Here is a 26,686-nt window from a genome sequence, read left to right on the forward strand (position 1 = left end):
GCCTGCTGGGCGGGCATTACGTTTCCTCTCCCGGGCGCCGTCGGGGGCGCCTGCGCGGATGAGTATGGGCGATGGAAAGGAGGCGCGGGAGCCCCCTCAGGCGGCCTGCACCGCCGTTTTTCCGCGGATGGCCGCCGCATAGATCGCCAGCGCCCCCAGCGACAGCGCCAGGAAGGCCGCCGCCGCCAATAGGGGCGCCGCCGGCGCGCCGGTCGCGTCGCGCATCAGCCCGGCGAAGGGCGGCAGCAAAGCGAGGCCGAGGTAGAAGACGGTGTAGTGCACGCCCATGCCAAAGGCGCGGCTCTCCGCCGAAAGCACGCGGCCGGCGAAGGCCATGATCAGGCTCGAGGGCGGTGCTGCCAGAAGGCCGAAGGCGGGCAGGGTCAGCCAGGGCGGTGCCCCCGCCGCGGTGGCCACCAGGGCGCCGACCATGCCGAGGATGCAGAGGATCATGACCAGCATCGGCCGTCCGAGCCGTTCCGCGATCGCGCCGCCGAAGGGCTGGAGCGGCAGGATGGCAAAGCCGATGAGCGAGGTCAGGGCCCCGGCCTCTGCGCGGGTCGCACCACTCGCGACGAGGAAGGCCGGCGTGAAGCCGACCGCCACGGCGAAAGCCGCGTTGTAGCCTGCCCAGACGGTGCCCAGCGCCAGCATCGGCCGCCATTCATGGGGCAGCAGCCAGAGCCGCCGCGGCTCGGCGCTTCCGGCCGTGCCCTCCCGCGCCGTGGCCAGGAGCAGGAGCAGGAGGAAGGCCAGGCTGCAGAAGCCCGCCGAGAGCCAGAGTCCGGCCCGCCAGTTCTCGCCGACCAGCGGGATGACCAGCAGTGCCAACCCGATGCCGAAGGGCCAGGCCATCAGCATGAGGCCCATGGCCAGGGCGACGGAAGGGCCCGAGAAACGGTCCAGCACCATCTTGGCGCCGGCGATGGTCAGCAGCGCGCCGCCGATGCCCGAGACGAGCCGCCCCGCCAGCGCGACGCTGAAGTCCGGTGCCAAGGCCAGCAGGATGCCCCCCGCCGCCATGAGGCCGACGCCGCCCAGCAGCACGACGCGGTCGCCGAGCCGCGCCAGCAGCCATCCCGCCGGCAGCGCCACGAAGACGCCCGCCAGGGAATATGTGCCGATCAGCGTGCCGAGGGCCGCCCAATCCGCGACCAGCGCGCCGATCAGCAACGGCCCGAGCGCGCCGACGACCTGGAGCTGCGCCCCCATGGAGACGCGCGCCAGGCCCAGCACGCCGACCTCCCCCCACCGTCCGAGAAACATCAGGAACGCCCGCTCCGACCCGTCACAGCCAGGAGGTTAGACCGCCGCCGTCCGGAAGGTCATGGGACTTCAGCCCAGCAGGGCCAGGAGCTTGCGCATTGCCGTCGGCAGGCTCCGCGTCGCCTGCTCCATCGTCGCGCGCTCCGCCCAGTTGGGCAGGTCCGGTACCTCCGCCGCCAGCACCCGCATGGAGAGGTCGCGATGGGTGAAGCCATGTGAGGCGATGCCGGGGCGCGGCGTCCAGGAAAGGCCGGGCAGGGGGGCGTGGCCCAGCGCCTCCTCGTCCTTCCAGGGGGTGGCGCGCCACGGCGTCCCCGGCAGGCCGAGCATGCCGCCGAGCAGCCCGCTTTCCGGCCGGCGGACCAGAAGCAGCTGGCCGTTTGCATCGGTCACCGCGAAATGCACGCCATGCAGCGCCGTCCGCGCCGCCTTCGGCGCCTTGCGCGGCAGGGTGGCGGCAATGCCCAGCGCCGCGCCACGGCAATCCGCCCGCCAGGGGCAGAGGACGCAGGTCGGGCTCTTCGGCGTGCAGATGGTGGCGCCGAGGTCGAAAAGCGCCTGCGCGAAATCGCCCGGCCGTTCCCGCACCACCAGCTGCGCCGCGAAGCTCTGGGCCAGGCGGCCCAGCTCCGGCCTGGCGGCGGGCAGGGGCGTCTCGACGGCGAAGAGGCGCGACATCACGCGCTCCACATTGCCGTCCAGCGGCACCACCGGCTCGCCGAGCGCGATCGCGCCGATCGCCGCGGCCGTGTAGGGGCCGATTCCAGGCAGTGCGCGCCACCCGGCCGAATCGGCGGGAAAGCCGCCGGCCGCGATCGCCTTCGCCGCCGCGTGCAGGTTGCGCGCCCGGGCATAGTAGCCGAGGCCCGCCCATTCCTCCGCCAGCTCGCCCCAATCGGCCGCCGCCAGCGCTTCTACATCCGGGAAACGGGCCATGAATCGCGCATAGCGCGGCCCGACGGTCGCGACGGTCGTCTGCTGGAGCATGACCTCGCTGACCCAGATGCGGTATGGATCCGTCTGACCGCGCCAGCCCAGGCGTCTCGCGGAGCGGTCGTACCAGGCGAGCAATTCGGCAGCAGAGGGGTGAGGCATTGGCGAAGAAGGAGACGGTCGCGCCGCCGCTGTCCAGCACCCCCTTCGGGGGGCCGCGGGACCTTGCCGCGCTGATCCCCCGCCTGACCCGCCCGGCCTTCCGCAAGCGGAGCCCGGATTCCGCGCAGATCATGGCGGACTGGCCGATCATCGTCGGTCCCGGCACCGCCGGCATGGCGGAGCCGGTGCGCCTCACCTCCGGAACGCTGACCCTGGCCTGCACGGGTCCGGCCGCCATGGAGCTCGGCATGGCGGCGCCGGCCCTCATGGACCGGATCAATTCACATCTTGGCCGGGTGGCGGTGCGCAAGCTCGCCTTCGTCCAGCGGCCCCGCCCGCCGGAGCCGCCCCGGCCGCCGAAGCCGGTGCCCGGCCCCGTGCCGGACCCGGTCACCAACCGGTTGGAGGGGGTTCCCGGCGAGGAGCTGCGTGCCGCCCTGGAAAGGCTGGCGCGCGGCGTCTTCTCCCGAACCCCCTGAGCCGGGGTTCAACGCCGAAGGGCGGAACCGCTGCCTTCGTCCCAGCGCCAGCAGGGCGGATCGCCCGGGATCTCGACCCCGCCCACCCAGCGCGGCCTCGGCCGCAGCGACAGCCAGTCCACCTCGCCCGCCAGGACCCGGCGCCCCAGGGGCGTGATCGAGAGCCGCGCCCGTGGCCAGTCCTCATCGCCGAGGCCGGTGAAGACAGGCTCCGAGGGGCTTTCGAGCTCCCGCAGCAGCTCGCGGAAGATCAGGTCCGTCATCCAGGGCAGGGGCTCGCGCTCCATCATCAGCCGGCCGAAGACCTGGCCGGCGTTGCCTGCCTCCTCGGCGATGAGCCGAAGGGTCAGCCGGGCCGTCAGCCCCAGCCCGTCCGAGGTCCAGGGCAGTTCCTGGCAATGGCGGCGGATCGCCCGGCCGAGGGAAGGGAGGGCCTCCGTCCCCGATTGCGCCAGCGCCGCCAGCGGCCGCGGATCGGGGGCGCGCAGCGCATCCCAGGCGAGGCGCCCCGCCCCCAGCGCCGCCTCCGGCACCGGCCGGCGCTCCTCCCACAACAGGCGCAGGGCTTCGGGCGGAAGCTGGCCCAGGCCGATGAAGCGCGTGCCGCCCGGGTAATGCCCGGTGGAGACCAGTTCCAGCCGCGCGGGCGGCATCTCCGCGAAATGCGCCAGGCAGCGGGCCAGGATCAGCTGGTCGTAGATATCGTGCTCGAACCAGAGGACGACGCGCTCGTAGCGCGAGGCGGCGGAAGCCAAGCCCTCTTCCGAGCCGCGCAGCTTCGCGGCGACGGCCTCCCGGTCCAGGCCGACTCCCGCGCCATAGGCCTGTGCGATGAAACCCGCCCGGCGATCCAGCCAGTCCGGCGCATTCACGACCGGCCCCTGGCAGAGGGGATCCGAATATTCCAGGAAGGCGCCGCGGAAGCCGGCCTCCTGAAGCCAGGGCCGGATGTCGTGGCCGCAGCGCAGATGCAGGGTGGTCATGTCGCGATCGGGCGCGGCGCCGCCGCGGGCGATCCTCTCCCGGCTCGCCTCCATCCTGTCGATATGAGCCTTGAGGCGCGGCCAACTCGGCAGGCCGAGTTCCCGGGCGATGACGAGCTGGGCGTCGCTCAGCGCCGGCGCGGATAGCGGCTCCCGGGCCCTCGGGTGATGCCGGCCGAAGCGGGCCAGCGCCTCGGCCTCGCCGTCGCGCAGGCCGCGCAGCAGCTCCTTCGCGCGCTTGCGCTGCTGCTCGAGATTCAGGCGGAAGGGAGACCCGGGCGGCGCCACGGAGGCGGATTCAGGTCGTGCGGATTCTGATCGGTCGAACAAAGGAAGCCCCTTCCTCGCGTCTGTGTCCGCCGGCCAGACAGGAAAGGGTGGACGAAGCGTCGGAGCCAATTCCAGCGAGCGTGGGCGCAGCCCTTTCCGCGGACACGGAGGCTCCGATCGAGCCGCCGCCAGAAAATCAGCGGCGCGGCTGGAAGTCAATCAGCGGCGCGGCGGCAGGTACCCAAAACTGGACAAGGCCGCCCCCCTACGCCAGATGATGTCCCGTTATCCAGCCGGAGCCTGGCTCATGCAGCTTACCCGTCGCACCCTCGGCGTTCTCGCCGCCGCCACCCCCAGCCTCGCGCTGGCGCAAAGCGGGGATCCCCGTCTCGGGCCCCGCTCCATGGGCCGTGCCGACGCGCCGGTCACGGTGACCGAGTTCTTCTCGCTGACCTGCGGCCATTGCGCCGCCTTCCACACGACCAACTGGCCGCGCGTGAAGGCCGAGCTGGTGGATACCGGCCGCATCCGCTTCGTCTGGCGCGACTTTCCGCTCGACGGCATCGCGCTCGCCGCCGCCTGCGTGGCCCGGTCCCTGCCGGAGGACCGCTACCCGGCCTTCCTGACGACGCTCTTCCAGACGCAGGACCGCTGGGCCTTCGCCCAGGGCCGCCAGCTGGAGGAGCTCGCTCGCCTCGCCGCGCTGGCGGGCATGGACCGCAAGGGCTTCGACGCCGTGGTGGCCGATGAGGCGCTGCGCCGCGGCATCCTCGAGCAGCGTATGGCCGCGGAGCGCGAGTTCCGGATCACGGCGACGCCGAGCTTCGCCTTCAACGGCCGCGTGCAGTCCGGCAACATTGCGTTCGACCAGTTCGCCCAGCTGGTGCAGCAAGCTCCGAAACCTTGAGCGAAGGGACACCGGCCCCTGCCGGTGAGGAGGAAGCGCCGCCGCTTCCGGAGGCGCGGCGCCTTTCCGCGACCCTGACCGGCCTGCGCATCGCGGGCTTCAAGAGCTTTGCCGAGCCGGTGCAGGTTCCCGTCCTGCCCGGGCTGACGGGGGTCGTCGGCCCCAATGGCTGCGGCAAGTCCAACGTGGTCGAGGCGCTGCGCTGGGCCATGGGCGAAAGCTCGGCCCGGTCGCTGCGCGGCGGCGAGATGGACGACATCATCTTCGCCGGCACCGCGACGCGCCCCGCCCGCAACCTCGCCGAGGTCGTGCTCAGCCTGGAGGAGGCGCAGGGCGTGGCCCCCGCGCCCATGGACCAGGCGACCGAGCTGGAGGTGACCCGGCGCATCGACCGCGGCTCGGGCAGCACCTATCGCATCAATGGCCGCGAGGTCCGCGCGCGCGACGTGCAGACCATGTTCGCCGACCTCGCCAGCGGGCCGCGCGCCTCGGGCATGGTCAGCCAGGGGCGGGTGGCGGCGCTGATCGGCGCCAAGCCCGAGGAGCGCCGCAGCGTGCTGGAGGAGGCCGCCGGCATCGCCGGCCTGCGCGCCCGCCGCCACGAGGCCGAGCTGAAGCTGCGCCAGGCCGAGACCAACCTCTCCCGCAGCGAGGACCTTCTGGGCCAGCTCGGCGTCCAGCAGGAAAGCCTGAAGAAGCAGGCGCGCCAGGCCATCCGCTACCGCAGCATCTCCGGCCTGGTGCGCGAGGCGGAGGGCGAGTGGTTCGCCATCCTCGTCGCCAGGGCCGAAGCCGCGATCGAGGCCGCCCGCGCGGCGCTGGCCGGACGCCAGCAGGCCCTGGCGCTGGCCGAGGCCGCTGCCGAGGAAGGGCGCCGCCTTTCGGAAGCCGCCACCGCCGCCATCGAGGCTCCCCGTGCCGAGGAGGGCGTGACCCGCACCCTGCTGGAGCGCCGGCGCGTGGAGGCCGAGAACCTTGCCGCCGAGGCCGACCGCGCCCGTTCCATTCTGGCGGAGGCCGAGGCGGCGCTGACGCAGCTCCTCGCCGACCTCGAGGATGCCCGCTCGGTTGAGGCCGATGCGCGCGCCGCCGAAACCCGCGCCCAGCGCGAGGCCGCCGGACTCGCCTCGGCCGAGGCGCAGATCCCCGCCCGCATCGAGGCGGCGCAGGCCGAGGCCTCCGGCCTCGACGGCGAGCTCTCCGGCGCCGAGGCCCGGACCGAGGCCGCGACCGAGGCCGCCGCCGCCCTGGCCGCCCGCGCCAATCAGGTCGCCTCCGAGCTCGCCTTCGCCGAGGGGCGCCACCGCCGCGTCCAGGACCAGCATGCCCAGCTCGCCGCCCAGCGCGCCGCGGCGGAGGCCCAATCCGTCCCGGAAGCGGCGCTCGAGGCCGTGGAGGCCCGCCTGCGCGACGCCGAGGCCGCGACCGAGGCCAAGCGGCAGGAGCTGGAAGCCGCCGAGCGCCGCCGGGCCGAGGCCGCCAGCCGCGCCACCGCCGCGCGCGACGCCGCCCGGGCGGCCGAGATCGAGCGCGGTGCCGCCGAACGCGCCCGCGCCGCCGCCGCCCAGCGCCTTCAATCCGCCCGCCAGCGCGAGGAGGCGGCCCTTCGCGCTGCGCCCGCGGCCCCTGATGCCGGGGCGCTGACCGAGGCCCGCACCGCCGCCGAGACCGCGGCGGCCGCCCTGCGCGAGGCGGAGGCCGCCCTGGCTGCCGCCCGCCAATCCCGCGAATCCTCCCAGGAGCGCGCCACCGCGTCCCGGACGGCCGAGTCGGAAGCGCGCGCCGTCGAATCCCGCCTTCGGGCCGAGCTTCAGGGCCTCCGCGCCGCCGCCGGCGATTCGGCTGAGGCGGATCCCATCGCCCGCACGCTCACCATCCCCGAGGGGCTCGAGGCCGCGCTTGGCGCCGCGCTGGGCGAAGGGCTGGAGGGGGGCAGGGGCAGCGGCACCAACCGCTTCTGGCGCGCCCTGCCGCCGCTGGGCCAGGCGCCGGCCTTGCCGGAAGGGGCCACGGCCCTGGCCGGCCTCGTCGGCGCGCCCGAGGAGCTGGGGCGGGCGCTCTCCCAGATCGGCCTGGTCGCGGATGGCGCGCCGCTGCAGGCGGCCCTGCGCCCGGGCCAGGCCCTGGTCTCCCGCGAGGGCGCACTCTGGCGCTGGGACGGCTATGTGCAGGCGCCCGGCGCCGCCAAGGCCGGCGCGGCGCGGCTGCAGAACCTCGCCCGGCTGCGTCAGGCCGAGGCGAAGCTGGCGGAGGCCGCCCCGGCCGCGCGCACCGCCGAGGCTGCCCGCGCGGAAGCCGCCGCTGCCGAAGCCGCCGCCCAGACGGCCGAGGTCGCCGCCCGCCGCGCCCGTGACGCGGCCGAGCCCGAGACACGCCGCGCTGCCAGCAAGGCCGCCGAGCTGACCGCCCGCCATGAGGCCGCCGAACGGCGGCAGGCCGAATATCGCGCCCAGACCGCCCGCCTGGCCGAGGAGCGTGCCGAAGCGGAAGCCGCGCTGGCCGAGGCCGAGGCGCTGCTCGCCGCCACGCCTGCCATCGTCGCCTTCAAGGCCGAGGCCGAGGCCGCCGAGCGCGCCCAGACCGAGGAAGGATCGGCCCGCGAGGCGCGCCGGCGCGCAGAGGCGGAACTGACCGCCGCGCGCACCGAGCAGGCCTCGCTGCGCAGCCGCAGCGTCGCCGCGGTCGCACAGATCGCGGCCCTGACGCCGCAGCTGGACCGCGCCGGCGCCGAGGCTGCCGAGGCCGGCGAGGCGCTGGACCGTGCCCGCGCCGCCCGTGCCACCCTGCCGGACCTCGCCGTCGCGCGGGCCGAGGTGGATGAGGCGCGGCTGGCCCTGGCCGGCATCCGATCCCGTGCGGCTGAGGCGCGGGGGAAGGTGCTGGCCCTGCAGGGGGAACGCGAATCGCTGGCTTCCCGGCGCGAATCCGCCGTGGCCGAGCGGGCGGCCTGGGCGCAGCGACTGGCCGATGCCGCCACGCGCCTGACCGCCCTCGAAGCACGCCGCGCGGAGGCTACCTCCCGCCGCGACGAGGCGATGCGCCTGCCGGAGAAGGTGAGCGCCGCCCAGGCCGAGGCCACGCGCCGGCTGGAGGCCGCCGAAGCGGCGCATGAGGCCGCGCGCACGGCTCTGGATCTGGCCGATTCCCGGGCCCGGGAAAGGGACGAGGTCCGCCGGACAGCCGAGACCGCCTTCGCCGCCGCCCGCGAATCGGCCCTGCGGGCCGAGGCGGCCAGCGAATCGGCGCTCCAGGCCGGCGCCGCGCTCGCCGCCCGCATCACCGAGCGATTCGGCGAGGCGCCGGAGCTGCCCGAGCCCCCTGCGGAGCTCTCCGACGCGGCCGAGGATCGCGCCCGGCGCCGTGCCGAACGCCTCGCCCGCGAACGCGAGGAGATGGGCCCCGTGAACCTCCGCGCCGAGACGGAGCTGGAGGAGCTGGAGGCGCGCATCGAGCAGATCGGCAAGGATCGCGAGGAGGTCACCTCCGCCATCGCCAAGCTGCGCGGCTCGATCGGCCATCTGAACCGCGAGGCCCGCGAGCGCCTGCGCGCCACCTTCGACCAGGTGGACCGCGAGTTCCGCCAGCTCTTCAGCAAGCTTTTCGGCGGTGGACGGGCCCATCTGGCCATGGTGGGCAGCGAGGATCCGCTGGAGGCCGGCCTCGAGATCTATGCCGAGCCGCCGGGCAAGAAGCTCTCGGCCCTGTCGCTGCTCTCGGGCGGCGAGCAGGCGCTGACGGCGCTTTCGCTGGTCTTCGCGGTCTTCCGCTGCCATCCGGCGCCCGTCTGCGTGCTGGACGAGGTGGATGCGCCGCTGGACGACGCCAATGTGGAGCGCCTCTGTGACCTTTTGGACACGATGTCCGGCACCGGCACGCGCTTCCTGGTCGTCACCCACCACGCCCTGACCATGGCGCGGATGAACCGGCTCTTCGGCGTCACCATGCAGGAGCGTGGCGTGTCGCGACTCCTGTCGGTGGATCTGGGCGAGGCCGTGGCCATGGCGGAAGGCTAGGGAAGGGCCTTAGGCCGCCGAAGCGGGGGTCGTTGCCGACCCACCCTCCGACGTCCGCGAAACGATCCCGCCATTCGCCCGTTTCTCCCATTCAAGCTCACGTTTCAGCGGGTTCATGAGCTTGACAGTCATGCACCGCCGCCATAGAGGCAGCCTCGCCTTCCGGCGGAAACTTGAGCAGGGAAGGAGCCTATGGTGGACGAGCGCAAAACCTTCGAGACGCGCCTCCGGGCGGCACGGGACCGGCAAGGTCTCGACAAGTCCGAGGCTCCGAAGGGGGCGCTTCCCTCCACCTGGGGGTTTGGTCTTCGAGCTGGCGTGGAGGTCGTCTCCGCGCTGATCGTCGGAGTGGGGCTCGGCCTCATGCTCGACAGATGGCTCGGAACCTGGCCCTGGCTCTTCCTCTTGATGTTCTGCCTGGGGGCCGCCGCCGGGGTGATGAATGTCTACCGACTGTTCACTCCCCGATCCGGTGCGCGCAAGGACTAGGTTCGAAGAGGTGCCGAGTGGCCGTTGAGGGGAATTCGATCGACGCGCTCAGCCAGTTCGAGCTGGGCACCGTCGGTGGCGCGATCGGCGCATCTGTCGGCTTCACGCAGTCCAATCTGCATATGCTCATCGCCGGCGCGCTGATCGTTGCGATGATGGTTCTGGGCATGCGCCCGCGGGCCATCGTGCCGGGCCGCTTCCAGAGCCTGGCCGAGAGCGCTTATGGCTTTATCGACGATATGGTGGTGGCGCAGGTCGGCCCTGAGGGTCGCCGCTTCTTCCCGTTCGTCTTCACGCTCTTCATGTTCATCCTGTTCGGAAACATGCTGGGCCTGTTCCCCTACGCCTTCACCTACACCAGCCACATCAGCATGACCTTCACCCTCGCGGCGATCGTCTTCGTGCTGATCACGGTGGTGGCGATCGTGCTGCACGGGACGCATTTCTTCGGCTACTTCTTCCCGCAGGGCGCTCCGCTCTGGCTGGCGCCGATCATCATCCCGGTCGAGATCGTGTCCTACATCTCGCGCCCCATCAGCCTCAGCATCCGTCTCTTCGCGAACATGGTCGCCGGTCACGTGATGCTGAAGGTCTTCGCCACCTTCGTGGTGATGCTGGCGGGCCTGGGTGCGGTCGGTCCGTTCCTTTCCATCATGCCCCTCACGATCAACGTCGTGCTGGTTGGCTTCGAAGTGCTGGTCGCGTTCCTGCAGGCTTATGTGTTCGCGATCCTCACCTGCATCTACCTCCACGACGCCGTGCACCTGCACTAGCGCTCGACGGAACACACCAGCTTTCAGCTCAACGGAAGGACTAAGACCATGGAAGTTGCTGCCGCCAAGGCCCTCGGAGCCGGTATCGCTGTCATCGCCCTCTTCGGCGTCGGCCTCGGCATCGGGAACATCTTCTCCTCGCTGATCACCAGCGTGGCGCGCAACCCGGCCGCTCGTGACGCCGTGTTCCCGATCGGCATTCTGGGCTTCGCCCTCACGGAAGCCGTCGCGCTCTTCGCGCTGCTGATCGCGTTCCTCATCCTCTTCGCCTGAAGCCATCCGGCCGGGGCGCGTGGCGCTCCGGCCGCATAGCTTTTCAGTCCAAGGGGTTCCGCCATGCCGCAGCTCGATTTCGCCAATCCGCTGATGATGAGCAAGCTGGTTTGGCTGCTCATCATTTTCGGACTTCTCTACTTTCTGCTGAAGACCATCGCGCTTCCGCGGGTGGCTTCCGTGCTCGACGAGCGGGCTGCGCGCATTGCGGCCGACCTGAACGCGGCGCGTGACGCGCAGGCGGCAGGCGAGGCCGCGCTGGCCGAGCTCCGCGCTTCGACCGCCGCCGCGCGGGCCGAGGCTCAGGCCGCCATCTCCGCCGCGATGGTCGATGCCCAGGCCGCTGCCGCCAAGCAGGCCGCCGAGATCAACGAGCGCCTTAACGCGCAGGTCGCCCAGGCCGAGGCCCAGGTGCGTGCCGCGCGCGATCAGGCGATGGGTGCGCTGCGCCAGGTTGCCGGCGAGACCGCGACCGCCATGCTGGCGCGTCTCTCCGTCTCCGCGCCGGCCAATGACGTCACCGCCGCCGTGGACCGTGCCGCCAGCCAGGGAGCGGTCTGATGCATCACCATTACGAGCACTTCTACCTCGACCCGAAGTTCTGGGTCGCGGTCAGCTTCGTCATCTTCGTCCTGCTGTTCGGTAAGACGGCCTGGACGAAGGCGACGCAGATGCTCGATGCGCGCGGTGCCCGCATCAAGGCCGAGCTCGAGGAGGCCAGCCGCCTCCGCGCCGAAGCCGAGGCGATGATGGCTTCGGCCCGTCGCGAGCGGGAGCAGGCGACCAAGGACGCCGCCGCGATGCTGGAGCGCGCCAAGGCCGAGGCCGAGCGCGTTGCCGCCGCCGCGAAGGCGGAAGCCGAATCCTCTGCCCGCCGCCGTGAGCGGATGGCGATGGACCGCATCGCTGCCGCCGAGGCGAGCGCCGTGAACGAGGTCCGCCAGGCGGCGGCCGATATCGCGACCGCCGCGGTGCGCGACATCCTCGCCCATCGTCACGACGCCGCGAGCGACGCGCCGATGGTCGACGCTGCCATCAACAGCCTGCCGGCGGCCTTCAAGGCCGCCTGACCGCCCGGTTCCGGGTTGGATCGACAAAGGGGGCCTCGCGGCCCCCTTTTTTCGTTTGGGCGCTGCGCCAGGAAGCCGGCCCTTCAGTTGTTGCTCGACGCTCCCGGAACGGGCCGCTAGCCTCGCGGGACCATAAGGGGCTCGGGAGGCTTCGATGTTCAAAAACACTCTTGCAGCGGGGCTGCTTGCGGTCTGCCTCGCGCTGCCCGCTCAGGCCGCGACGTTCCGATGGGCGAATGACGGCGACGTCAATTCGATGGACCCCTACACGCGGTCCGAGACCTTTCTGCTCACCTTCAATGCCAATATCTACGAGCCGCTGATCCGGCGGAATCCGGAGCTGCGCCTCGAGGCCGCGCTGGCCGAGCGGTGGGAGCAGGTCGATCCGCTGACCTGGCGCTTCCATCTCCGCCGGGGCGTGAAATTCTCGGACGGGACGCCCTTCACGGCGGCCGACGTGGTCTTCTCCATCGGGCGCGCCCGCGGCCCCGGCTCGAACATCGCGGCCTACTTCGCCTCCGTGGCCGAGGTCGTCGCCGTCGACGAATTCACCGTGGATGTGAAGACGTCCCGGCCGAATCCGATCTTCCCCGAGGAGATCACCAGCTTCGGCATCATGAGCAAGGCCTGGCTCGAGCAGAACAACGCGCAGCGCGTGGCCGACCTCACCTCGCGCGAGGAGAATTTCGCCACCCGCAACGCCATGGGCACGGGGCCCTTCGTCCTCGTCTCCCGCGAGCCCGATCGCCGCACCGTCCTGGCGCGCAACCCCGGCTGGTGGGACACGCCGGCCCATAACCTCGACCGGGTCGAGTTCAACGTGATCGCCAATGACGCGACGCGCGTCGCCGCCCTGCTCTCGGGCGAGGTGGACATGATCTACACGGTTCCGCCCCAGGACATGGACCGCATCGGCCGCACCAACGGCCTGCGCGTCCTCCAGACGGCGGAGCTACGCACGATCTATCTGGGCATGGACCAGAACCGCGCGGAGCTCCTGAAGAGCGACGTCCGCGGGCGCAACCCGTTCCAGGATGTCCGCGTCCGGCGGGCGGTCTACCAGGCCATCGACATCCAGGCGATCCATACGCGGGTCATGCGCGGCCAGTCCCGGCCGACGGGCCAGATCTTCGGGCCGGGCGTGAATGGCTTCATCGAGGCCAATGACGGGCGCCTGGCGCTCGACCTCGAGGCCGCGCGGCGCCAGCTGGCGGAGGCCGGCTATCCGAACGGCTTCGGCGTGACGCTGGACTGCCCGAACGACCGCTACGTGAACGACGAGGGCATCTGCACCGCTGTTGTCGCCATGCTCGCGCGCATCGGCGTCCGTGTGACGCTGGCCGCGCAGACCCGCGTGCGCTTCTTCGCCGAGGTGAATGCGCCGCGCTTCGCGACGAGCTTCTACATGCTCGGCTGGACGCCCAATACCTATGACGCGCACAACGCGCTCTACAACCTCGCCGGCACGCGGGACGGGGTGCGCGGGATGTTCAACAACGGCGGCTTCTCGAACCCGACCCTCGACGACCTGATCGACCGCATCGCCGTCGAGACCAACCCGACGGCGCGGCAGGAGATGATCACCCGCACCTCCAATATCATCCGGGACGAGGCGCTCTACATCCCGCTGCACCAGCAGCAGGTGGTCTGGGCGGCGCGCTCCACGGTGCAGCTCCGGCAGCAGGCGGATAACGGCTTCCCGCTGCGCCTGGTGCGCGTCGGCAATTAAGGCCGGCCTTTCTCCGGGCGCTTCGGACCAGGTCCAGGAGCGCCCGGCCGTCTGCTGAGCAGACGCCGAGGCTCTGCGGAAGCTGGGCCCCGGCGATTGCCGAACTCTTCCATGACGTGTGATGGATGGTGCCTGTCATCCCGGCCGATTCCACGAGGCGCTCGGCGGCCGGTCGACAGCGCCGGTTGCGCCCTGCCAACCGCTGCTCGGAGGAGATAGGCGCTTGGCTTTCCTGATCCTGAAGTACGTCCACGTGCTCGGCGCGATCGTGCTGCTCGGCACCGGCATGGGCATCGCCTTCTTCATGGTGATGGCCCATTTGACGCGGGATGCGGTCTTCATCGCGCGGACGGCCGGCGTCGTGGTCCTCGCGGACTTCCTCTTCACCGCCTCGGCGGTTGTCGTGCAGCCGGTGACGGGCTTCTTCCTGGCCCAGGAGATGGGGATCCGCCTCGACGAGGGCTGGCTGGTGGCTTCGCTCGCGCTCTATGTCGTGGCCGGCATTTTCTGGCTGCCGGTGGTGTGGATGCAGATGCGGCTCCGCGACCTGGCGCGCGAGGCCGCGGCGCAGGGCCTGCCCCTGCCGCCGGCCTATCATCGTCTTTTCCGCTGGTGGTTCGCCTTCGGTTTCCCGGGTTTCGGATCGGTGCTGGCGATCATCTGGCTCATGATCGCGAAGCCGCCGCTGTGAGCGAGGCTCCCTGGCCCGTGGTGGCCGTGCTTGGCGCGGGCGGCCTCATCGGGCAGGAGGTCGCGGCGCGCCTGCTGGAAGCGGGCCTTCTCGTCGTGCCCGTGGCCCGGCGCCTCTCCGCGGCGCAACAGGCGGCCTGGAGCGACAAGGCGGTCGTCACGCCCATTGTCGATCTCGATACTGCGGCGCTGGCCGACCTGCTGCGCGAGAGGCGCGTCGGCATCGTCGTGAACGCGCTCGGCCTCTTGCAGGATAGCGGCGCGGAGCGGGCGGACGAGGTCCATCGCGCCTTCGTCGGCCGGCTGCTGGAGGCCGTCGCGGCGCAGGCAGACCCGCCGCTGCTGGTCCACCTGTCCATCCCTGGCCGCGAGGCGGAGGACGGGACGGAGTTCAGCCGCACCAAGCGCGCCGCCGACCGGCTGATCCAGGCGGCTTCCATCCCCTACGCCATCCTGCGCCCGGGCTTCGTCGTGGCGCCCGCGGCCTATGGCGGCAGTGCGCTGATCCGTGCGCTGGCGGCGCTGCCCCTCGACCTGCCACGGCGCGAATCCGGCCGTCCTTTCGCGGCGACCGATGTCGGGGACATTGCCCGCACCGTGCGCGTCCTCGCCGAGCGGCGGCGGGAGGGTGAGCGGCACCGGGCGGCTGTCTGGGACGTGATGGAGCGCAAGCCCGGCACCGTCGGCAGCGTCGTCGCCGCCTTCCGTCGGCGCTTCGGCGGGCCCAGGCCGCGGCTGCGCCTGCCGGGCTGGCTCATGACGCTGGGCGCGGGGGCAGGGGACTGGGCCTCCTGCCTCGGCTGGCGGCCACCGATCCGCAGCACGGCGCTGCGCGAGATGAGTCGCGGCGTCGAGGGTGATCCCGGCTCCTGGATCGAGGCCACGGGGATCGAGCCCGCCTCGCTGGACCAGGCCTTGGCGCGCCTGCCCGCCACGGTGCAGGAGCGCTGGTTCGGCCGTCTCTACCTGGCCAAGGCCCTCATCCTGGGCACGCTCGCTGCCTTCTGGTGCGTCTCGGGCCTCGTCGCGCTCCTCTGGGCGTTCCGGCCGGCGATGGCCATTCTGACGGAGCACGGATTTCCGGAGACGCTGGCGTTCTGGACCACCCTCGTCACCGCCCTGGCCGATATCGCGGTCGGCGTGGCGATCGCGGTGCGGCGCACCTCCCGCCTCGGCCTGCTCGCCGGCCTCGTCGTCTCGCTCGGCTACTGGATCGGCGCGACCTTCGTGGCGCCTGGCCTCTGGCTGGATCCGCTGGGCCCGCTGGTGAAGACGGGCCCTGCGATGGTGCTGATGCTGGTCGCCCTCGCGCTCTCGGACGACCGCTGAGGAAGGGTCAGAGCTCCGTGAACTCGAAGGCCCGTGTCGCGTCGCCCTTCCAGGCGCCCTCGTAGAGCTGGAGGATGCGGTCGGCCTGCGTCATGCCGCTGGCCACGATCTCCTGCAGAGGCGCGAGATAGGCTTCCTCGCCCAGGCCCCGCGCCTTCAGCCCGCCTTCGGCGATGGCCAGCACGTCGCGCGCCACGTCGCGCAGCTTCCGGCCGGCCACGGTCGCGTCGAGCGCCAGCTTCGGGGCTTCGGCGCGGAGCGCGTGCATCTCCGCGACGCTCCAGCCCTTGGTCAGCGCACGGGCGGCCTTCTGCGCCGCGTCGTCATAGATGAGCCCGACCCAGAGCGCCGGTTCGGCCAGCAGCATGGCCTCGCTGCCCGAATCCGAGCCGCGCATCTCCAGGAACTTCTTGAGCCGGACCTCGGTGAAGACGGTGGTCACGTGGTCGGCCACGTCGCCCATCGTGGCCTCGATACCTTCGAGCCCATCGAGGCCCTTCTTCATGAAGGTGCGGAAGCTCTGGCCCGCCACGTCATGCAGCTTCCCGTCGCGGGCGACGAAGTACATCGGCACGTCCAGCGCGTATTCGGCGAAGCGCTCGAAGCCGAAGCCCTCCTCGAAGACGAGGCCGGGAATGCCCGTGCGGTCCGGATCGGTGTCCGACCACACATGCCCGCGCAGCGACTTGTAGCCGGAGGGCTTGCCCTCCCGCAGCGGCGAGCTGGCGAAGAGCGCGGTGGCCAGCGGCTGCAACGCCAGGGAGACCCGCAGCTTCTCGACCATGTCGGCCTCGTCGCCGAAGTCGAGGTTTACCTGCACGGTCGCCGTGCGCAGCATCATGTCGAGGCCGAGATTGCCCTTGAGGGGCATGTAGCGCCGCATGATTGAATAGCGGCTCTTGGGCATCCAGGGCATGTCCTCGCGGCGCGCCACGGGATTGAAGCCGATGCCCGCGAAGCCGAGGCCGAGCGGCCCCGCCACCTCATGCACGTCCCGCAGGTGGGAGGCGGTTTCGAGCCGCGTCGCGTGCAGATCCTCCACCGGGCCGCCGGAGAGTTCGAACTGCCCGCCCGGCTCGAGGCTGACCGAGCAGCCGTTGCGCGTGAGACCGATGACGTTGTCGCCGTCGCGGATGGGATCCCAGCCCTTAGCCATGATGCCTTCGAGCAGGGCGCCGATGCCCTGGTGCTCGTAGCTGGGGGGCGAGAAGTCCGCGCGGCGGAAGCCGATCTTCTCGTGCTCCGTGCCGATCCGCCAGTCCGCACGGGGCTTGGAGCCCGAAGCGAACCATTCGGCGAGCTGGCGAGCGGAGGTGATCGGCGTGGGGTCCGCCTGGCCGGGATTGGACATAAGCTCGCTCTCTATTCCTGAAACGTCACCGATGCGCGTCGAGCGAGAAGGAGATCGCCCCGAGCCCCGCGACCAGCGCCGTCTCCGCGCGAAGAATGCGCGGCCCGAGCGTGGCCAGCGTAACAAAGGGACGCCGGGCGAGGTCGTCAAGCTCGGCCCTGTCGAAGCCGCCCTCAGGGCCGACCAGAAAGCCACAGGGGGCATGCGTTCCCGAGAGCAGGGCGTGGAGCGGCGGCGCATCACGCCGCTCCGCCGCGACCAGGAGGGGCGCGCCGTCCCAGGCATCGAGCACGGCGTGCAGCGGCCGCGATTCTCCGATCACCGGGACGGAAAGCCGCTCGCACTGCTCGGCCGCGGCACGGGCGATGCCGGCCAGGCGCTGGGTGTTGCTGCGGTCGGCCACGCAGCGGCGGGTGAGCACCGGCTGGATGAGCGTGGCGCCGAGCTCGGTGGCCTTCTCGACGGCCCAGTCCATGGCCTCCCGCTTGAGGGCCGCGACCAGGGCGCGCAGCTCGGGCTCGGGGGAGGGCGCGCGCAGCTGGGCGCCGAGGCGCATGGCGCCGCGATCCTTGCGCAGCGCGGTCAGCTCGGCGGCGAACTCACCGTCCACGGCGTTGAAGGCGCGCAGCTCGGCGCCGGGCGCGCGGCGCATCACGGTGCCGATATGGTGCGCCTGCGCCGGGGTGAGCGCGATCTCGGCGCCTTCGGCAAGCGGACCGTCGGCATGAAGGCGAGGGATGGACATGGCCCGATGTGCCGTGCTGCATGCCGACGTGCAAGAGAACCCGCCACTCGACGGCTATACCGATATCAGGACCGGCGGCTGGATCGCCCGCCTTCCGGCCTCCTGGCGGCCTTATGCGCTGCTCATGCGGGCGGACCGGCCGATCGGCACCTGGCTTCTCTTCCTGCCGGGCCTCTGGGGAATCGCGCTCTGGGCGCCGGGCTGGGGCACGGGCATCTGGCTGACGTTGCTGTTCTTCGTCGGCGCCTTCGTGATGCGCGGCGCGGGCTGCGTCGTGAACGATCTCTGGGACCGTGACATCGACGGGCGCGTGGAGCGGACGCGCGGGCGGCCGCTGGCCTCGGGCGCGGTGACGCCGCGGCAGGCCGTGGCCTTCCTGGCTGCGCTCTGCCTCACGGGCCTGCTGATCCTGCTGCAGCTCAACACGGCCTCCATCTGGCTCGGCGTGATTTCCCTGGTGCCGGTGGTGCTCTACCCGCTGGCCAAGCGGGTGACCGATTATCCGCAGGCCGTGCTGGGGCTGACCTTCGGCTGGGGCGCGCTGATGGGGCCGGTTGCGGCGGGCGCGCCACTCGGCTGGCCGGTAGCGCTGCTCTACCTGGGCACGATCTGCTGGGTCTTCGCCTACGACACCATCTATGCGCATCAGGATCGCGAGGACGATGCCATGCTCGGCATCGGCTCCACCGCGCTGACCTTCGGCGACAACACGCGGCCGATGCTCGCGGTCTGCTACTCCGTGACGGTCGGCCTGGTCGCCGTCGTGGGATGGCAGGTCGGGCTTTCGGCCTGGTTCTTCGCGGGCCTCGCGCTGCCGGCGGCGCTGCTGCTGCGGCAGGTGGTCACCCTCGACATCGACGACCCGGGACATTGCCTCGTGCTCTTCAAGTCCAACCGCGAGGTCGGCCTCGCCCTCGCGCTCGTCATCCTGCTGGGCCGGCTTTGACCGGCGATCCCGCCGGTTTCGTCCGGGCCCAGACCGCCATCGCCGAGCCGCCGCTGCTGCCGGGCGTGGCGCTTCACCTCGCCACCGAGATCACGCCCATCTGGCAGGCCAGCGAGGCCTTCCTGGAGCAGCACGGGATCGAGCCGCCCTTCTGGGCCTTCGCCTGGCCGGGCAGCGTGGCGCTGTCGCTCGCGATCCGGGCCGAGCCGGCGCTGGTGGCCGGCAAGCGCGTGCTGGACTTCGCCTCGGGCTGTGGCCTCGCGGCCATCGTCGCCGCACAGGCCGGCGCGGCCATGGTGGAAGCGGCCGAGATCGACCACCTGGCCATCGCGGCGATCGGGCTCAACGCGCGGTTGAACGGCGTCGAGGTCACGCCCTTCGACGGCGATGTCGTGGGCAGCGCCTGCCGCTGGGACGTCATCCTGGCCGGCGACGTCTGCTACGAGGCGCCCATGACGGCCCATATCATGCCCTGGCTCCGCGCCATGGCGGGGGAGGCGACCGTCCTGCTCGCGGATCCCGGCCGGGCCTATCTCCCGCGCGAGGGAATGGCCGAACATTCGCGACACACCATCCCGACGACGCTGGAACTTGAAGATCGTCGGGAAAGAAAGGTTGTCATCGCCCGATTACTGCCTTTTTGAAGACACGGATGACCGGAAAGCTCCGCTCTCATGTGGCCCGCCTTCCTCGCAGCTCTGCTGCTCTCCCTGCCTCCGGCACCCGCCAATGGGCGTGACGCCGGCTCCCGCAGCGCTGTCGACCGCGCCCATCTGGGCGAGGACGCGCCGCAGTCCCAGGAGCGCGTCGCCAAGGAGGTCGCTCGCGAGGAAGACGAGGACGAATCCGACGGAGATACCGAGTGAACCGTGCCTTCCTGCTGATCGCCGGCCTGTTGCTGGCCCTGCCTGCTTCTGCCCAGACCAAACGTGAATACGACGCCCACGGCCGTTCGACCGGCCGCGCCGAGGTGAGCGGCCAGACCGAGCGCCGCTACGACTCCTCGGGCCGGAGCACCGGCCGCAGCGAGCGCAGCGGAAGCACCCAGCGGGACTACGATTCGTCGGGCCGCAGCACCGGGCGCAGCGAATACAGCGGCGATACGATCCGGCGCTACGACGCGCAGGGGCGCTCGACCGGGCGCTCCGAAGTCTCGGGCAACACCACCCGCCACTACGACGCGCAGGGCCGCTCGACGGGGCGTTCCGAAATCTCGGGCGGCACGATCCGGCACTACGATGCGCAAGGGCGCTCGACCGGCACCACCCGCTGAGGCGATTCTGCCGGAGACCGAAGCAACGGGGCGGTTCAGGCGCGCGTTGGCCCTGCCAGCGCTTTGCGCTAGAAACGAACCGAACCCGGAGGGTCTGCCGAGCATGAATGCGCAGTATTTCGAGGATCTCGCGATCGGCCAGTCGGCCAGCTTCGCCAAGACGGTGACGGAAGCCGATATCCTGATGTTCTCCGCCGTTTCCGGCGACACCAATCCTGTCCATATCGACGCCGAGTTCGCCGCCACCACGCTCTTCAAGGAGCGGGTGGCGCATGGGATGCTCTCGGCCGGGCTGATCTCGACGGTGCTGGGCACGCGGCTGCCCGGGCCGGGCAGCATCTATCTCAGCCAGAGCCTGCGCTTCCGCGCCCCGGTTCGGATCGGCGCCACCGTCCGGGCGACGGTGACGATCACCGCGCTCGATCCCGAGAAGAAGCACGTCACCCTCGCCACCGTCTGCACCGTCGCCGGCAAGAAGGTGATCGACGGCGAGGCGGTGGTGCTGGTGCAGGGGCGGCCCGCATGAGGCTGCGGCATTCGGTGAGGCCGGCGTGTCGGCCATGAAGCGGGTCTGCGTTTTCTGCGGGGCCCAGCCGGGGCATGACCAGGAGCATGCCCGCCTCGCCGCGGAGCTGGGCACGGCCATCGCCGCGCGCGGCCTCGGCCTGGTCTATGGCGGCGGCAAGGTCGGCCTGATGGGCGTGGTGGCCGATGCGGCGCTGCGCGGCGGCGCCGAGGTGGTCGGCGTCATCCCCGAGGCGCTGATGGACCGCGAGCTCGGCCATGGCGGCGTTACGGAGCTGCGCGTCGTGTCCTCGATGCATGTCCGCAAGCAGGTGATGAACGACCTCTCCGACGGCTTCGTGGTGCTGCCCGGCGGCATCGGCACGCTGGAGGAGGCAGTGGAGATCCAGTCCTGGGCGCAGCTCGGCATCCACGGCAAGGGCCTCGTCTTCCTCGATACCCATGACTACTGGGCGCCCTATTTCGCGCTGCTCGAGCGCATGGGCAGCGAGGGCTTCGTCCGTCCTCAGCATGCGGGCCTCGCGCTCCGCGCCCGCTCGCCCGACGTGGCGCTGGACCTGCTGGCTAATTGGGAGCCTCCCAAGGTCACGCGCTGGATGACGCAGACCGAGGCATGACGGCGTCCGATGGTCGAAGCGCCGACACGCGCGCGCGGGTTCATACCGACTGGCGGGGGCTGCCCGAGGCGGCGCGGGGCGCCACCCTGGCGCTTGGCAATCTCGATGGCGTGCATCTGGGCCATCTCGCGGTGCTGGCCGCCGCCCATCAGGGCCGGCCGGACCTCACCCTGGGTGCGCTGACCTTCGAGCCGCATCCGCGCGAGCATTTCCGTCCCGATGATCCGCCTTTCCGGCTGACACTGCTGCCCGCGAAGGCCGCCATCCTGGGCGCCCATGGCGCGCGGCATATCATCGCGCTGCCCTTCGGCGCCGAGCTCGCGGCCATGTCGGCCGAGGATTTCTGCCGGACCGTTTTGGTCGAGGCGCTGGGCGTGAAGCACCTGGCTTGCGGTCCGGATTTCGCCTTTGGCCATCGCCGCGGCGGCGATGTTCATCTCCTCGGGCAATTCGCCGAGGCGCATGGCATCGGCCTCTCCATCGTGCCGCATGTGAAGGACGGGGAGGGGCCGATCAGCTCCACCCGCATCCGCCGCCTGCTGCAGGATGGCTATCCGGAGCGTGCGGCAGCCCTGCTCGGGCGGGAATTCGCCATCGTCGGCCCCGTCACCCATGGCGATGCGCGGGGCCGCACCATCGGCTTCCCCACGGCCAATGTTCCGCTCGGCCGCCATTTGGAGGCGGCGCGCGGCGTCTATGCCGTGCGCGCTACTCTGCCGGACGGGCGTGTCGTCGACGGCGTCGCCAATCTGGGCCGCCGGCCGACGCTGGGCGGCGATCCGATCTCCCGCCTCGAAGCGCATCTCTTCGACTTTGCCGAGGACCTCTACGGCCAGGAGCTGAGCGTGGCCCTGGTCCATTTCATCCGCGAGGAGCGGCGCTTCGCCAGCTTCGACGAGCTCCGGTCGCAGATCGTGGCCGACGCCGCCGAGGCGCGGCGCGTCCTGGGCGGGTAGGGCAGGCGGCGCGAACCGCCCGCCCCGGGGTTATTAATCGCGCAGGCTGGCCGGGACCTGGCCGCCATTCTGGGCCAGCTGCTGCCAGACCGCCTTGGAGAGCGCGATATTCTGCTCGGCCGAGCCGTGCTCGCCGGCATGGACGTTCAGTTCCTCGGCCAGCGCCTTGCGGGCGTTGAGGCTCGAATCGAGGTCCAGCAGCTTCAGGAGGTCGACGATGGAGGTCCTCCAATTGCCGCCGCCGCCCTTCTTGCCGGCCATCTCGGTCAGGATGGCCTCCACGTCCTTGCGCTCCATGGCGGGGCTGCCCGGAGTGGCCCCAGGGGCGGCGCCCGGCGCGGGAGCGGCGCCAGGCGTGGTGCCGGCAGGGGCCGCGCCGGCCGGGCCGGCGGCCTCCGCGCGGTGGAAGATCTTGTTCATGATCGAGGAGAAGAGGCTCATGGATCGGTCCTTCGCTGGAAGCGGCGTGCCAGGGCCCCCATGGATCCCGGATCGCGCGACGATGCCAGAACCGGCGGCACCACCGAAGGGTTTCCTTCGCGCCCTCTCATTTGCCGGAACGGGAAGCCCCGGCGGCGAGCTGCGCCCCGCAAGCCGGGCAAAGGGCCGCCAGCAGGGGCCCCTCCGGCGAATCCATCACTAGCATCCGGCTGGTCTGGCCCAGCCTGAGGTCGTCGAAGGTCCCAATGCGGGCCTTCCCCGCTGCGATCCGGGCCCGCAGACCCTCGCAGGGAGTCAGATCCGTGCCGAAGCTCAGATTTACCCTGACGCGGCAGCTGCCCCCCGGTTGCTGCGCTTGACCATCCACCCCCGTCATCCGCATATCTCCGCCATGTGCGCGAACCGGACGTTCCGAATTCTCGGCCCGGCCTTCCCCTGAAGGCCGGGATCCCTTCGCACGTCCCTCCCTTTCCGGGCCCCATCCGCCGAGCCGCGGGCACGAACGAGAACCTTCGATGAACGACGCACCCGAGACCACCACGCGCGACTACCGCAAGACCGTCTTCCTGCCCGCCACCGCCTTCCCCATGAAGGCGGACCTGCCGAAGCGCGAGCCCGCGCTGCTGGCGAAGTGGGCCGAGGCCGACAGCTGGAAGAAGCTGCGGGAACATTCCAAGGGCAAGCCGCCCTTCGTCCTGCATGATGGCCCTCCCTACGCCAATGGGCCTCTGCATATCGGCCACGCCCTGAACAAGATCCTCAAGGACGTCATCAACCGCGCCGCGCAGATGTCCGGCAGGGACGCCAACTACGTACCGGGCTGGGACTGCCACGGCCTTCCCATCGAGTGGAAGGTCGAGGAGGAGTACCGGAACCCCAAGGGCAAGTACCAGGGCGGCCGCAAGAAGGACGACGTGCCGGTGCTGGAGTTCCGCGCCGAATGCCGCACCTATGCCGCGCATTGGCTGGGCGTGCAGCGCGAGGAGTTCGAGCGTCTCGGCGTCGCCGGCGACTGGCCCGACCGCTATGCCACCATGGACTTCCCCTCCGAGGCGGTGATCGCGGGCGAGATCGGCAAGTTCCTGATGAACGGCTCGCTCTATCGTGGCCTCAGGCCCGTGATGTGGAGCCCGGTCGAGAAGACGGCCCTGGCCGAGGCCGAGATCGAATACCACGACCATGTGAGCCCGACGCTCTGGGCCCGCTTCCCGCTCGTGAAGGGACCCTTCGTCGGCGCCTCCGTCGTCATCTGGACGACGACGCCCTGGACCATCCCGGGCAACCGCGCCGTCGCCTACGGTCCCGAGATCGACTACGCGATCGTGCATGTCGGCGGCGTGCATGAGGGCAGCCACCTCAAGGTCGGCGAGAAGGTGATCGTGGCGCTCGGCCTTCTGCCGAAGTTCTCGGAGGATGCGGGCCTCGCGGCGCATGTCGTGGAGCAGGTCGTGAAGGGTACGACGCTGGAGGGCTCGGTCGCCGCCCATCCGCTGCGCGGCCATGGCTATGACTTCGAAGTCCCCGTCCTGCCCGGCGACTTCGTCACCACCGAGGCCGGCACCGGCTTCGTCCACATCGCCCCGGGCCATGGCGAGGACGACTTCAATCTCGGCCGCACGCATGGCCTGCCCGTCCCCGAGACGGTGAATGACGACGGCACCTTCACCCACCACGCGCCGGGCTTCGAGGGGCTGCACGTCTTCAAGGCGCATGACGCCGTCTACGCGGCCGTCGAGGCGGCGGGGAACCTCGTCGCCAAGTCGAAGATGACGCACAGCTATCCGCATAGCTGGCGCTCGAAGAAGCCCGTCATCTTCCGGGCGACGCCGCAGTGGTTCATCGCCATGGATGACGCCAACGCGATCCGCCAGAAGGCGCTCGCGGCCATCGACGCCACGCATTTCGTGCCCGATGCCGGCCGCAACCGCATCGGCAGCATGGTCGCTGGCCGGCCGGACTGGTGCATCTCGCGCCAGCGCGCCTGGGGCGTGCCGATCGCCGTCTTCGTCGACAAGAAGACGGGCGAGGTGCTGCGCGACCAATGCGTGATGGACGGCATCGTGGAGGCCTTCCGCACCGAGGGCGCCGACGCCTGGTACCAGCCTGGCGCGGCCCAGCGCTTCCTCGGCAACGACCGCAATGCCGATGACTACGAGCAGGTGATGGACATCGTGGACGTGTGGTTCGAGAGCGGCTCGACCCACGCCTTCGTCCTGCCGCCGCGCAACCTGCCTTTCCCGGCCGACCTCTACCTGGAAGGCTCGGACCAGCATCGCGGTTGGTTCCAGTCCTCGCTGCTGGAGGCCGTGGGCAGCCGGGGCGTGGCGCCCTTCAAGGCCATCCTCACCCACGGCTTCGTGCTCGACGAGAGCGGCCGGAAGATGTCGAAGTCGCTCGGCAACGTCACCGCGCCGCAGGAGGTCATCGCCAAGTACGGCGCCGACATCCTGCGCCTCTGGGTGATGAATTCCGACACGGCCGAAGACCTGCGCATCGGCAAGAACATCCTGGAGCAGCAGGCCGAGCTCTACCGCCGCATGCGCAACACGCTGCGCTGGCTGTTGGGCAATATCGCCGGCTTCGAGGAGGCCGAGCGTGTGCCCGTCGCGGAAATGCCCGAGCTGGAGCGCTGGGTGCTGCACCGCCTGACGGAGCTCGATGCCCGCATCCGCAAGGCCGTCGCCGACTACGACTGGAGCGGCGTGCTGCCCGAGATCCACGCCTTCTGCTCGACGGATCTCAGCGCCTTCTACTTCGACATCCGCAAGGACAGCCTCTATTGCGACGCGGCTTCCTCGCCGCGCCGCCGCGCCGCGCGCACGGTGATCGACCAGCTGCACCGCTGCCTCTGCGCCTGGCTCGCGCCGGTGCTGTGCTTCACGGCCGAGGAAGCCTGGCTGTCCCGCTTCGGCGAGGGTGCGGAGAGCATCCACTTCCAGGAATTCCCGATGCTTCCCGCCGAATGGCGCGACGACGCGCTGGCCGCGCGCTGGAACGACATCCGCCGCACCCGTCGCCTCGTGACCGCGAGCCTCGAGGAGCAGCGCCGGGACGGCACCATCGGCTCCTCCCTGCAGGCGAGCGTGGCGCTGACCGTGCCCGAGGGAGACGCGGCCGCGACGCTGTCCGGCGAGGACTGGGCGGAGATCCTCATCGTGTCCCGCGCCGCTGTCGCGACGGGGCCGGAGGTCGCCCTTGAGGTGGCGGCGGCGTCGGGGCTCAAATGCGAGCGCTGCTGGCGCGTGCTGGAGGAGGTCGGCACTTCCGCCGCCCATCCGAAGCTGTGCCTGCGGTGCGAATCGGTGGTGGAGAGCTTGCCGGCATGACCCCCGCGCTCCGGAAGGGCTTGATCTTCGCGCTGCTGCTCCTGGTCATCGATCAGGCCAGCAAGTGGTGGATCCTGGACGTGCTGCGCCTTCCGGAACTGCGCAACGTTCCGGTCCTTGAGCTCGGGCCGGTGGGGCTGGACCTCACCATGGTGTGGAACCGGGGCGTGACCTTCGGCCTCTTCTCCGGCGACGGGGCCTGGAACCACCTGATCCTGGCGGCCTTGGCGCTGGTGGTGGCGGGCTTCCTGCTCCGCTGGCTGGCGCGTGCCGAAAACCGCATCGTGACCTATGCCCTCGGCGCCGTCATCGGCGGCGCCGTCGCGAATGTGATCGACCGCGTGCGTTTCGGCGCTGTGGTCGACTTCGTGGACGTTCACGCCTGGGGCTGGCACTGGTATGTCTTCAACCTCGCCGACGCTGCCATCGTCTGCGGCGTCCTCGCCCTGGTGGCAGACGCCTTGATCCGGCCCGAAACCCAGCGCAAAGAGGCGCCATGATGAAGTCCCTGGTTCCCTTGCTCGCCGCTGGCGTGCTCCTTGCGGGCTGCGGCGGCGATACCGCGCGCAACTTCGGCCTCACGCGTGACGCGCCGGACGAGTTCCAGGTGACGACCCGTGCGCCGCTCTCCATGCCGCCGAGCCTCGGCAACCTGCCGACGCCGCGTCCCGGCGCCGTGCGCCCGCAGGAGATGAGCACCCAGCAGCAGGCCGAATCGGCCCTGGTGCCGGGGGCGGTGACCGCCGCGCCGCGTACCGGCACGCCGAGCTCCGGTGAGCGGGCGCTGCTGTCCCAGGGTGGCCCCAGCGTCCCCGACAGCATCCGCGACCGCGTGGACGAGGAAAGCCTCCGCCTGGAGCGCACCGACCGCAACGTCGTGGATCGCGTGCTGTTCTGGCGCGAGCAGCCGCCGCCGGGCACGCCGGTGGATGCCGCGCGCGAATCGCAGCGCCTGCGTGAGAATGCGGCCCTCGGCCGACCGGTGTCGGACGGGCAGACGCCGGTCATCCAGCCGCAGCGCCGCGGCCTCTTCACCGGCTGGAGCCTCTGGTAGCCGCCGCGGGGGGCGCTGCCCCTCGCATCTTCGGATCGTTTGCTAGGTCCAGGGCCGAGAGCCCTGGCCGGGGAGGGGTGCAGCTC

General features: G+C 71.1%; 27 protein-coding genes. 21 read left to right on the forward strand and 6 right to left on the reverse strand.

Going from position 1 to position 26,686, the window contains the following annotated elements:
* Positions 1-96: 96 nt before the first annotated feature.
* Together KHU32_RS08880 and KHU32_RS08885 are read right to left on the reverse strand one after the other, a co-directional pair.
* Positions 97-1,266, reverse strand: a complete 1,170-nt coding sequence (locus tag KHU32_RS08880) for an MFS transporter (RefSeq protein WP_213669755.1) — start codon at positions 1,264-1,266, stop codon at positions 97-99.
* A 69-nt stretch (positions 1,267-1,335) separates the two neighbouring features.
* Complete coding sequence (locus KHU32_RS08885; RefSeq protein WP_347265528.1) at positions 1,336-2,253, reverse strand: A/G-specific adenine glycosylase; 918 nt, start codon at positions 2,251-2,253, stop codon at positions 1,336-1,338.
* A 107-nt stretch (positions 2,254-2,360) separates the two neighbouring features.
* Here KHU32_RS08885 and KHU32_RS08890 point away from each other — a divergent pair, with 107 nt between their 5' ends.
* Positions 2,361-2,840, forward strand: coding sequence for a DUF721 domain-containing protein (locus KHU32_RS08890; protein WP_249680907.1), 480 nt, complete (start codon positions 2,361-2,363; stop codon positions 2,838-2,840).
* 8 nt (positions 2,841-2,848) lie between these two features.
* On the opposite strand, the gene KHU32_RS08895 is transcribed toward KHU32_RS08890, so the two are convergent.
* A complete protein-coding gene (locus KHU32_RS08895) occupies positions 2,849-4,111 on the reverse strand; it encodes a DUF1835 domain-containing protein (protein ID WP_347265529.1) in 1,263 nt (420 codons plus the stop codon).
* Between the two features lie 289 nt (positions 4,112-4,400).
* Here KHU32_RS08895 and KHU32_RS08900 point away from each other — a divergent pair, with 289 nt between their 5' ends.
* The 10 genes from KHU32_RS08900 to KHU32_RS08945 all read left to right on the forward strand — a co-directional run bounded on the left by KHU32_RS08900 (position 4,401) and on the right by KHU32_RS08945 (position 15,366).
* Positions 4,401-5,000 carry a DsbA family protein gene (locus KHU32_RS08900; protein ID WP_213669758.1) on the forward strand — a complete coding sequence of 200 codons (600 nt, stop codon included), beginning with the start codon at positions 4,401-4,403 and terminating at the stop codon, positions 4,998-5,000.
* Positions 4,997-9,013, forward strand: coding sequence for an AAA family ATPase (locus KHU32_RS08905; RefSeq protein ID WP_249680909.1), 4,017 nt, complete (start codon positions 4,997-4,999; stop codon positions 9,011-9,013). Before KHU32_RS08900 ends, KHU32_RS08905 begins: the two co-directional genes overlap by 4 nt.
* A 192-nt stretch (positions 9,014-9,205) precedes the next feature.
* A complete protein-coding gene (locus tag KHU32_RS08910; RefSeq protein WP_213669759.1) occupies positions 9,206-9,502 on the forward strand; it encodes an AtpZ/AtpI family protein in 297 nt (98 codons plus the stop codon).
* A 17-nt stretch (positions 9,503-9,519) separates the two neighbouring features.
* Positions 9,520-10,275, forward strand: coding sequence for a F0F1 ATP synthase subunit A (locus tag KHU32_RS08915; RefSeq protein WP_314072411.1), 756 nt, complete (start codon positions 9,520-9,522; stop codon positions 10,273-10,275).
* A gap of 48 nt (positions 10,276-10,323) precedes the next feature.
* A complete protein-coding gene (locus KHU32_RS08920; protein ID WP_131546781.1) occupies positions 10,324-10,548 on the forward strand; it encodes an ATP synthase subunit C family protein in 225 nt (74 codons plus the stop codon).
* A gap of 63 nt (positions 10,549-10,611) precedes the next feature.
* Entirely contained in the window at positions 10,612-11,109 is a 498-nt protein-coding gene (locus tag KHU32_RS08925; RefSeq protein WP_213669761.1) for a F0F1 ATP synthase subunit B family protein, read from the forward strand.
* Positions 11,109-11,618 carry a F0F1 ATP synthase subunit B family protein gene (locus KHU32_RS08930; RefSeq protein WP_213669762.1) on the forward strand — a complete coding sequence of 170 codons (510 nt, stop codon included), beginning with the start codon at positions 11,109-11,111 and terminating at the stop codon, positions 11,616-11,618. Before KHU32_RS08925 ends, KHU32_RS08930 begins: the two co-directional genes overlap by 1 nt.
* A 154-nt stretch (positions 11,619-11,772) precedes the next feature.
* The gene (locus KHU32_RS08935; protein ID WP_213669763.1) at positions 11,773-13,347 is read left to right on the forward strand and encodes an ABC transporter substrate-binding protein; all 1,575 of its coding nucleotides are present in this window, start codon (positions 11,773-11,775) and stop codon (positions 13,345-13,347) included.
* A gap of 223 nt (positions 13,348-13,570) precedes the next feature.
* Positions 13,571-14,038, forward strand: coding sequence for a DUF2269 family protein (locus KHU32_RS08940; RefSeq protein WP_249680911.1), 468 nt, complete (start codon positions 13,571-13,573; stop codon positions 14,036-14,038).
* Positions 14,035-15,366, forward strand: a complete 1,332-nt coding sequence (locus KHU32_RS08945; protein ID WP_213669765.1) for an SDR family oxidoreductase — start codon at positions 14,035-14,037, stop codon at positions 15,364-15,366. The genes KHU32_RS08940 and KHU32_RS08945 overlap by 4 nt, the downstream gene beginning before the upstream one ends.
* A 7-nt stretch (positions 15,367-15,373) precedes the next feature.
* Here the strand turns inward: KHU32_RS08945 and KHU32_RS08950 are convergent, their stop codons facing one another.
* On the reverse strand, positions 15,374-16,717 hold the full coding sequence (locus KHU32_RS08950) for a glutamate--cysteine ligase (protein ID WP_213669766.1): 1,344 nt from the start codon (positions 16,715-16,717) through the stop codon (positions 15,374-15,376).
* 25 nt (positions 16,718-16,742) lie between these two features.
* A complete protein-coding gene (locus tag KHU32_RS08955) occupies positions 16,743-17,462 on the reverse strand; it encodes an RsmE family RNA methyltransferase (RefSeq protein WP_213669767.1) in 720 nt (239 codons plus the stop codon).
* On the opposite strand from KHU32_RS08955, the gene ubiA reads away from it, so the two are divergent.
* The 7 genes from ubiA (at position 17,461) to ribF (ending at position 21,779) form a co-directional block, all read left to right on the forward strand.
* Complete coding sequence (gene ubiA / locus KHU32_RS08960) at positions 17,461-18,408, forward strand: 4-hydroxybenzoate octaprenyltransferase (RefSeq protein WP_213669768.1); 948 nt, start codon at positions 17,461-17,463, stop codon at positions 18,406-18,408. The genes KHU32_RS08955 and ubiA overlap by 2 nt on opposite strands.
* Positions 18,405-19,052, forward strand: coding sequence for a class I SAM-dependent methyltransferase (locus tag KHU32_RS08965; RefSeq protein WP_213669769.1), 648 nt, complete (start codon positions 18,405-18,407; stop codon positions 19,050-19,052). The genes ubiA and KHU32_RS08965 overlap by 4 nt, the downstream gene beginning before the upstream one ends.
* Before the next feature lie 30 nt (positions 19,053-19,082).
* Entirely contained in the window at positions 19,083-19,274 is a 192-nt protein-coding gene (locus KHU32_RS08970; RefSeq protein WP_213669770.1) for a hypothetical protein, read from the forward strand.
* A complete protein-coding gene (locus KHU32_RS08975) occupies positions 19,271-19,681 on the forward strand; it encodes a type IV secretion protein Rhs (protein WP_347265530.1) in 411 nt (136 codons plus the stop codon). Before KHU32_RS08970 ends, KHU32_RS08975 begins: the two co-directional genes overlap by 4 nt.
* Before the next feature lie 103 nt (positions 19,682-19,784).
* Positions 19,785-20,207 (forward strand): MaoC family dehydratase, encoded by a 423-nt coding sequence (locus KHU32_RS08980; RefSeq protein ID WP_213669771.1) that lies wholly within the window; start codon positions 19,785-19,787, stop codon positions 20,205-20,207.
* Positions 20,208-20,241: 34 nt separating this feature from the next.
* Positions 20,242-20,823: an LOG family protein gene (locus KHU32_RS08985; RefSeq protein ID WP_213670850.1), complete on the forward strand. Its 582-nt coding sequence runs from the start codon at positions 20,242-20,244 to the stop codon at positions 20,821-20,823.
* A complete protein-coding gene (ribF, locus tag KHU32_RS08990) occupies positions 20,820-21,779 on the forward strand; it encodes a riboflavin biosynthesis protein RibF (RefSeq protein WP_213669772.1) in 960 nt (319 codons plus the stop codon). Before KHU32_RS08985 ends, ribF begins: the two co-directional genes overlap by 4 nt.
* A 33-nt stretch (positions 21,780-21,812) precedes the next feature.
* Here ribF and KHU32_RS08995 read toward each other — a convergent pair whose 3' ends face one another.
* On the reverse strand, positions 21,813-22,220 hold the full coding sequence (locus KHU32_RS08995) for a DUF3597 family protein (protein ID WP_213669773.1): 408 nt from the start codon (positions 22,218-22,220) through the stop codon (positions 21,813-21,815).
* A 515-nt stretch (positions 22,221-22,735) separates the two neighbouring features.
* On the opposite strand from KHU32_RS08995, the gene ileS reads away from it, so the two are divergent.
* The 3 genes from ileS to KHU32_RS09010 are packed head-to-tail and all read left to right on the forward strand — an operon-like array spanning position 22,736 to position 26,600.
* Positions 22,736-25,546, forward strand: a complete 2,811-nt coding sequence (gene ileS / locus KHU32_RS09000) for an isoleucine--tRNA ligase (protein WP_213669774.1) — start codon at positions 22,736-22,738, stop codon at positions 25,544-25,546.
* Entirely contained in the window at positions 25,543-26,046 is a 504-nt protein-coding gene (gene lspA, locus KHU32_RS09005) for a signal peptidase II (protein ID WP_213669775.1), read from the forward strand. Before ileS ends, lspA begins: the two co-directional genes overlap by 4 nt.
* A complete protein-coding gene (locus KHU32_RS09010; protein ID WP_249680913.1) occupies positions 26,043-26,600 on the forward strand; it encodes a DUF3035 domain-containing protein in 558 nt (185 codons plus the stop codon). The genes lspA and KHU32_RS09010 overlap by 4 nt, the downstream gene beginning before the upstream one ends.
* Positions 26,601-26,686: the final 86 nt, after the last annotated feature.

It is taken from the genome of Roseococcus pinisoli (genome assembly GCF_018413645.1).
In the GTDB taxonomy this organism is placed as follows: Bacteria; Pseudomonadota; Alphaproteobacteria; order Acetobacterales; family Acetobacteraceae; genus Roseococcus; species Roseococcus pinisoli.

Excerpts from the sequence above, each read along its gene's own strand:
- KHU32_RS08880 (WP_213669755.1), bottom strand. The coding sequence starts at position 1,266 with ATGTTTCTCGGACGGTGGGGGGAGGTCGGCGTGCTGGGCCTGGCGCGC.
- KHU32_RS08885 (WP_347265528.1), bottom strand. The coding sequence starts at position 2,253 with ATGCTCCAGCAGACGACCGTCGCGACCGTCGGGCCGCGCTATGCGCGA.
- KHU32_RS08950 (WP_213669766.1), bottom strand. The coding sequence starts at position 16,717 with ATGTCCAATCCCGGCCAGGCGGACCCCACGCCGATCACCTCCGCTCGC.
- KHU32_RS08985 (WP_213670850.1), top strand. The coding sequence starts at position 20,242 with ATGAAGCGGGTCTGCGTTTTCTGCGGGGCCCAGCCGGGGCATGACCAG.
- KHU32_RS08920 (WP_131546781.1), top strand. The coding sequence starts at position 10,324 with ATGGAAGTTGCTGCCGCCAAGGCCCTCGGAGCCGGTATCGCTGTCATC.
- KHU32_RS08980 (WP_213669771.1), top strand. The coding sequence starts at position 19,785 with ATGAATGCGCAGTATTTCGAGGATCTCGCGATCGGCCAGTCGGCCAGC.
- KHU32_RS08995 (WP_213669773.1), bottom strand. The coding sequence starts at position 22,220 with ATGAGCCTCTTCTCCTCGATCATGAACAAGATCTTCCACCGCGCGGAG.
- KHU32_RS08900 (WP_213669758.1), top strand. The coding sequence starts at position 4,401 with ATGCAGCTTACCCGTCGCACCCTCGGCGTTCTCGCCGCCGCCACCCCC.
- KHU32_RS08970 (WP_213669770.1), top strand. The coding sequence starts at position 19,083 with ATGTGGCCCGCCTTCCTCGCAGCTCTGCTGCTCTCCCTGCCTCCGGCA.
- KHU32_RS09010 (WP_249680913.1), top strand. The coding sequence starts at position 26,043 with ATGATGAAGTCCCTGGTTCCCTTGCTCGCCGCTGGCGTGCTCCTTGCG.
- lspA (WP_213669775.1), top strand. The coding sequence starts at position 25,543 with ATGACCCCCGCGCTCCGGAAGGGCTTGATCTTCGCGCTGCTGCTCCTG.
- ubiA (WP_213669768.1), top strand. The coding sequence starts at position 17,461 with ATGGCCCGATGTGCCGTGCTGCATGCCGACGTGCAAGAGAACCCGCCA.
- ileS (WP_213669774.1), top strand. The coding sequence starts at position 22,736 with ATGAACGACGCACCCGAGACCACCACGCGCGACTACCGCAAGACCGTC.
- KHU32_RS08935 (WP_213669763.1), top strand. The coding sequence starts at position 11,773 with ATGTTCAAAAACACTCTTGCAGCGGGGCTGCTTGCGGTCTGCCTCGCG.
- KHU32_RS08955 (WP_213669767.1), bottom strand. The coding sequence starts at position 17,462 with ATGTCCATCCCTCGCCTTCATGCCGACGGTCCGCTTGCCGAAGGCGCC.
- ribF (WP_213669772.1), top strand. The coding sequence starts at position 20,820 with ATGACGGCGTCCGATGGTCGAAGCGCCGACACGCGCGCGCGGGTTCAT.
- KHU32_RS08930 (WP_213669762.1), top strand. The coding sequence starts at position 11,109 with ATGCATCACCATTACGAGCACTTCTACCTCGACCCGAAGTTCTGGGTC.
- KHU32_RS08910 (WP_213669759.1), top strand. The coding sequence starts at position 9,206 with ATGGTGGACGAGCGCAAAACCTTCGAGACGCGCCTCCGGGCGGCACGG.
- KHU32_RS08925 (WP_213669761.1), top strand. The coding sequence starts at position 10,612 with ATGCCGCAGCTCGATTTCGCCAATCCGCTGATGATGAGCAAGCTGGTT.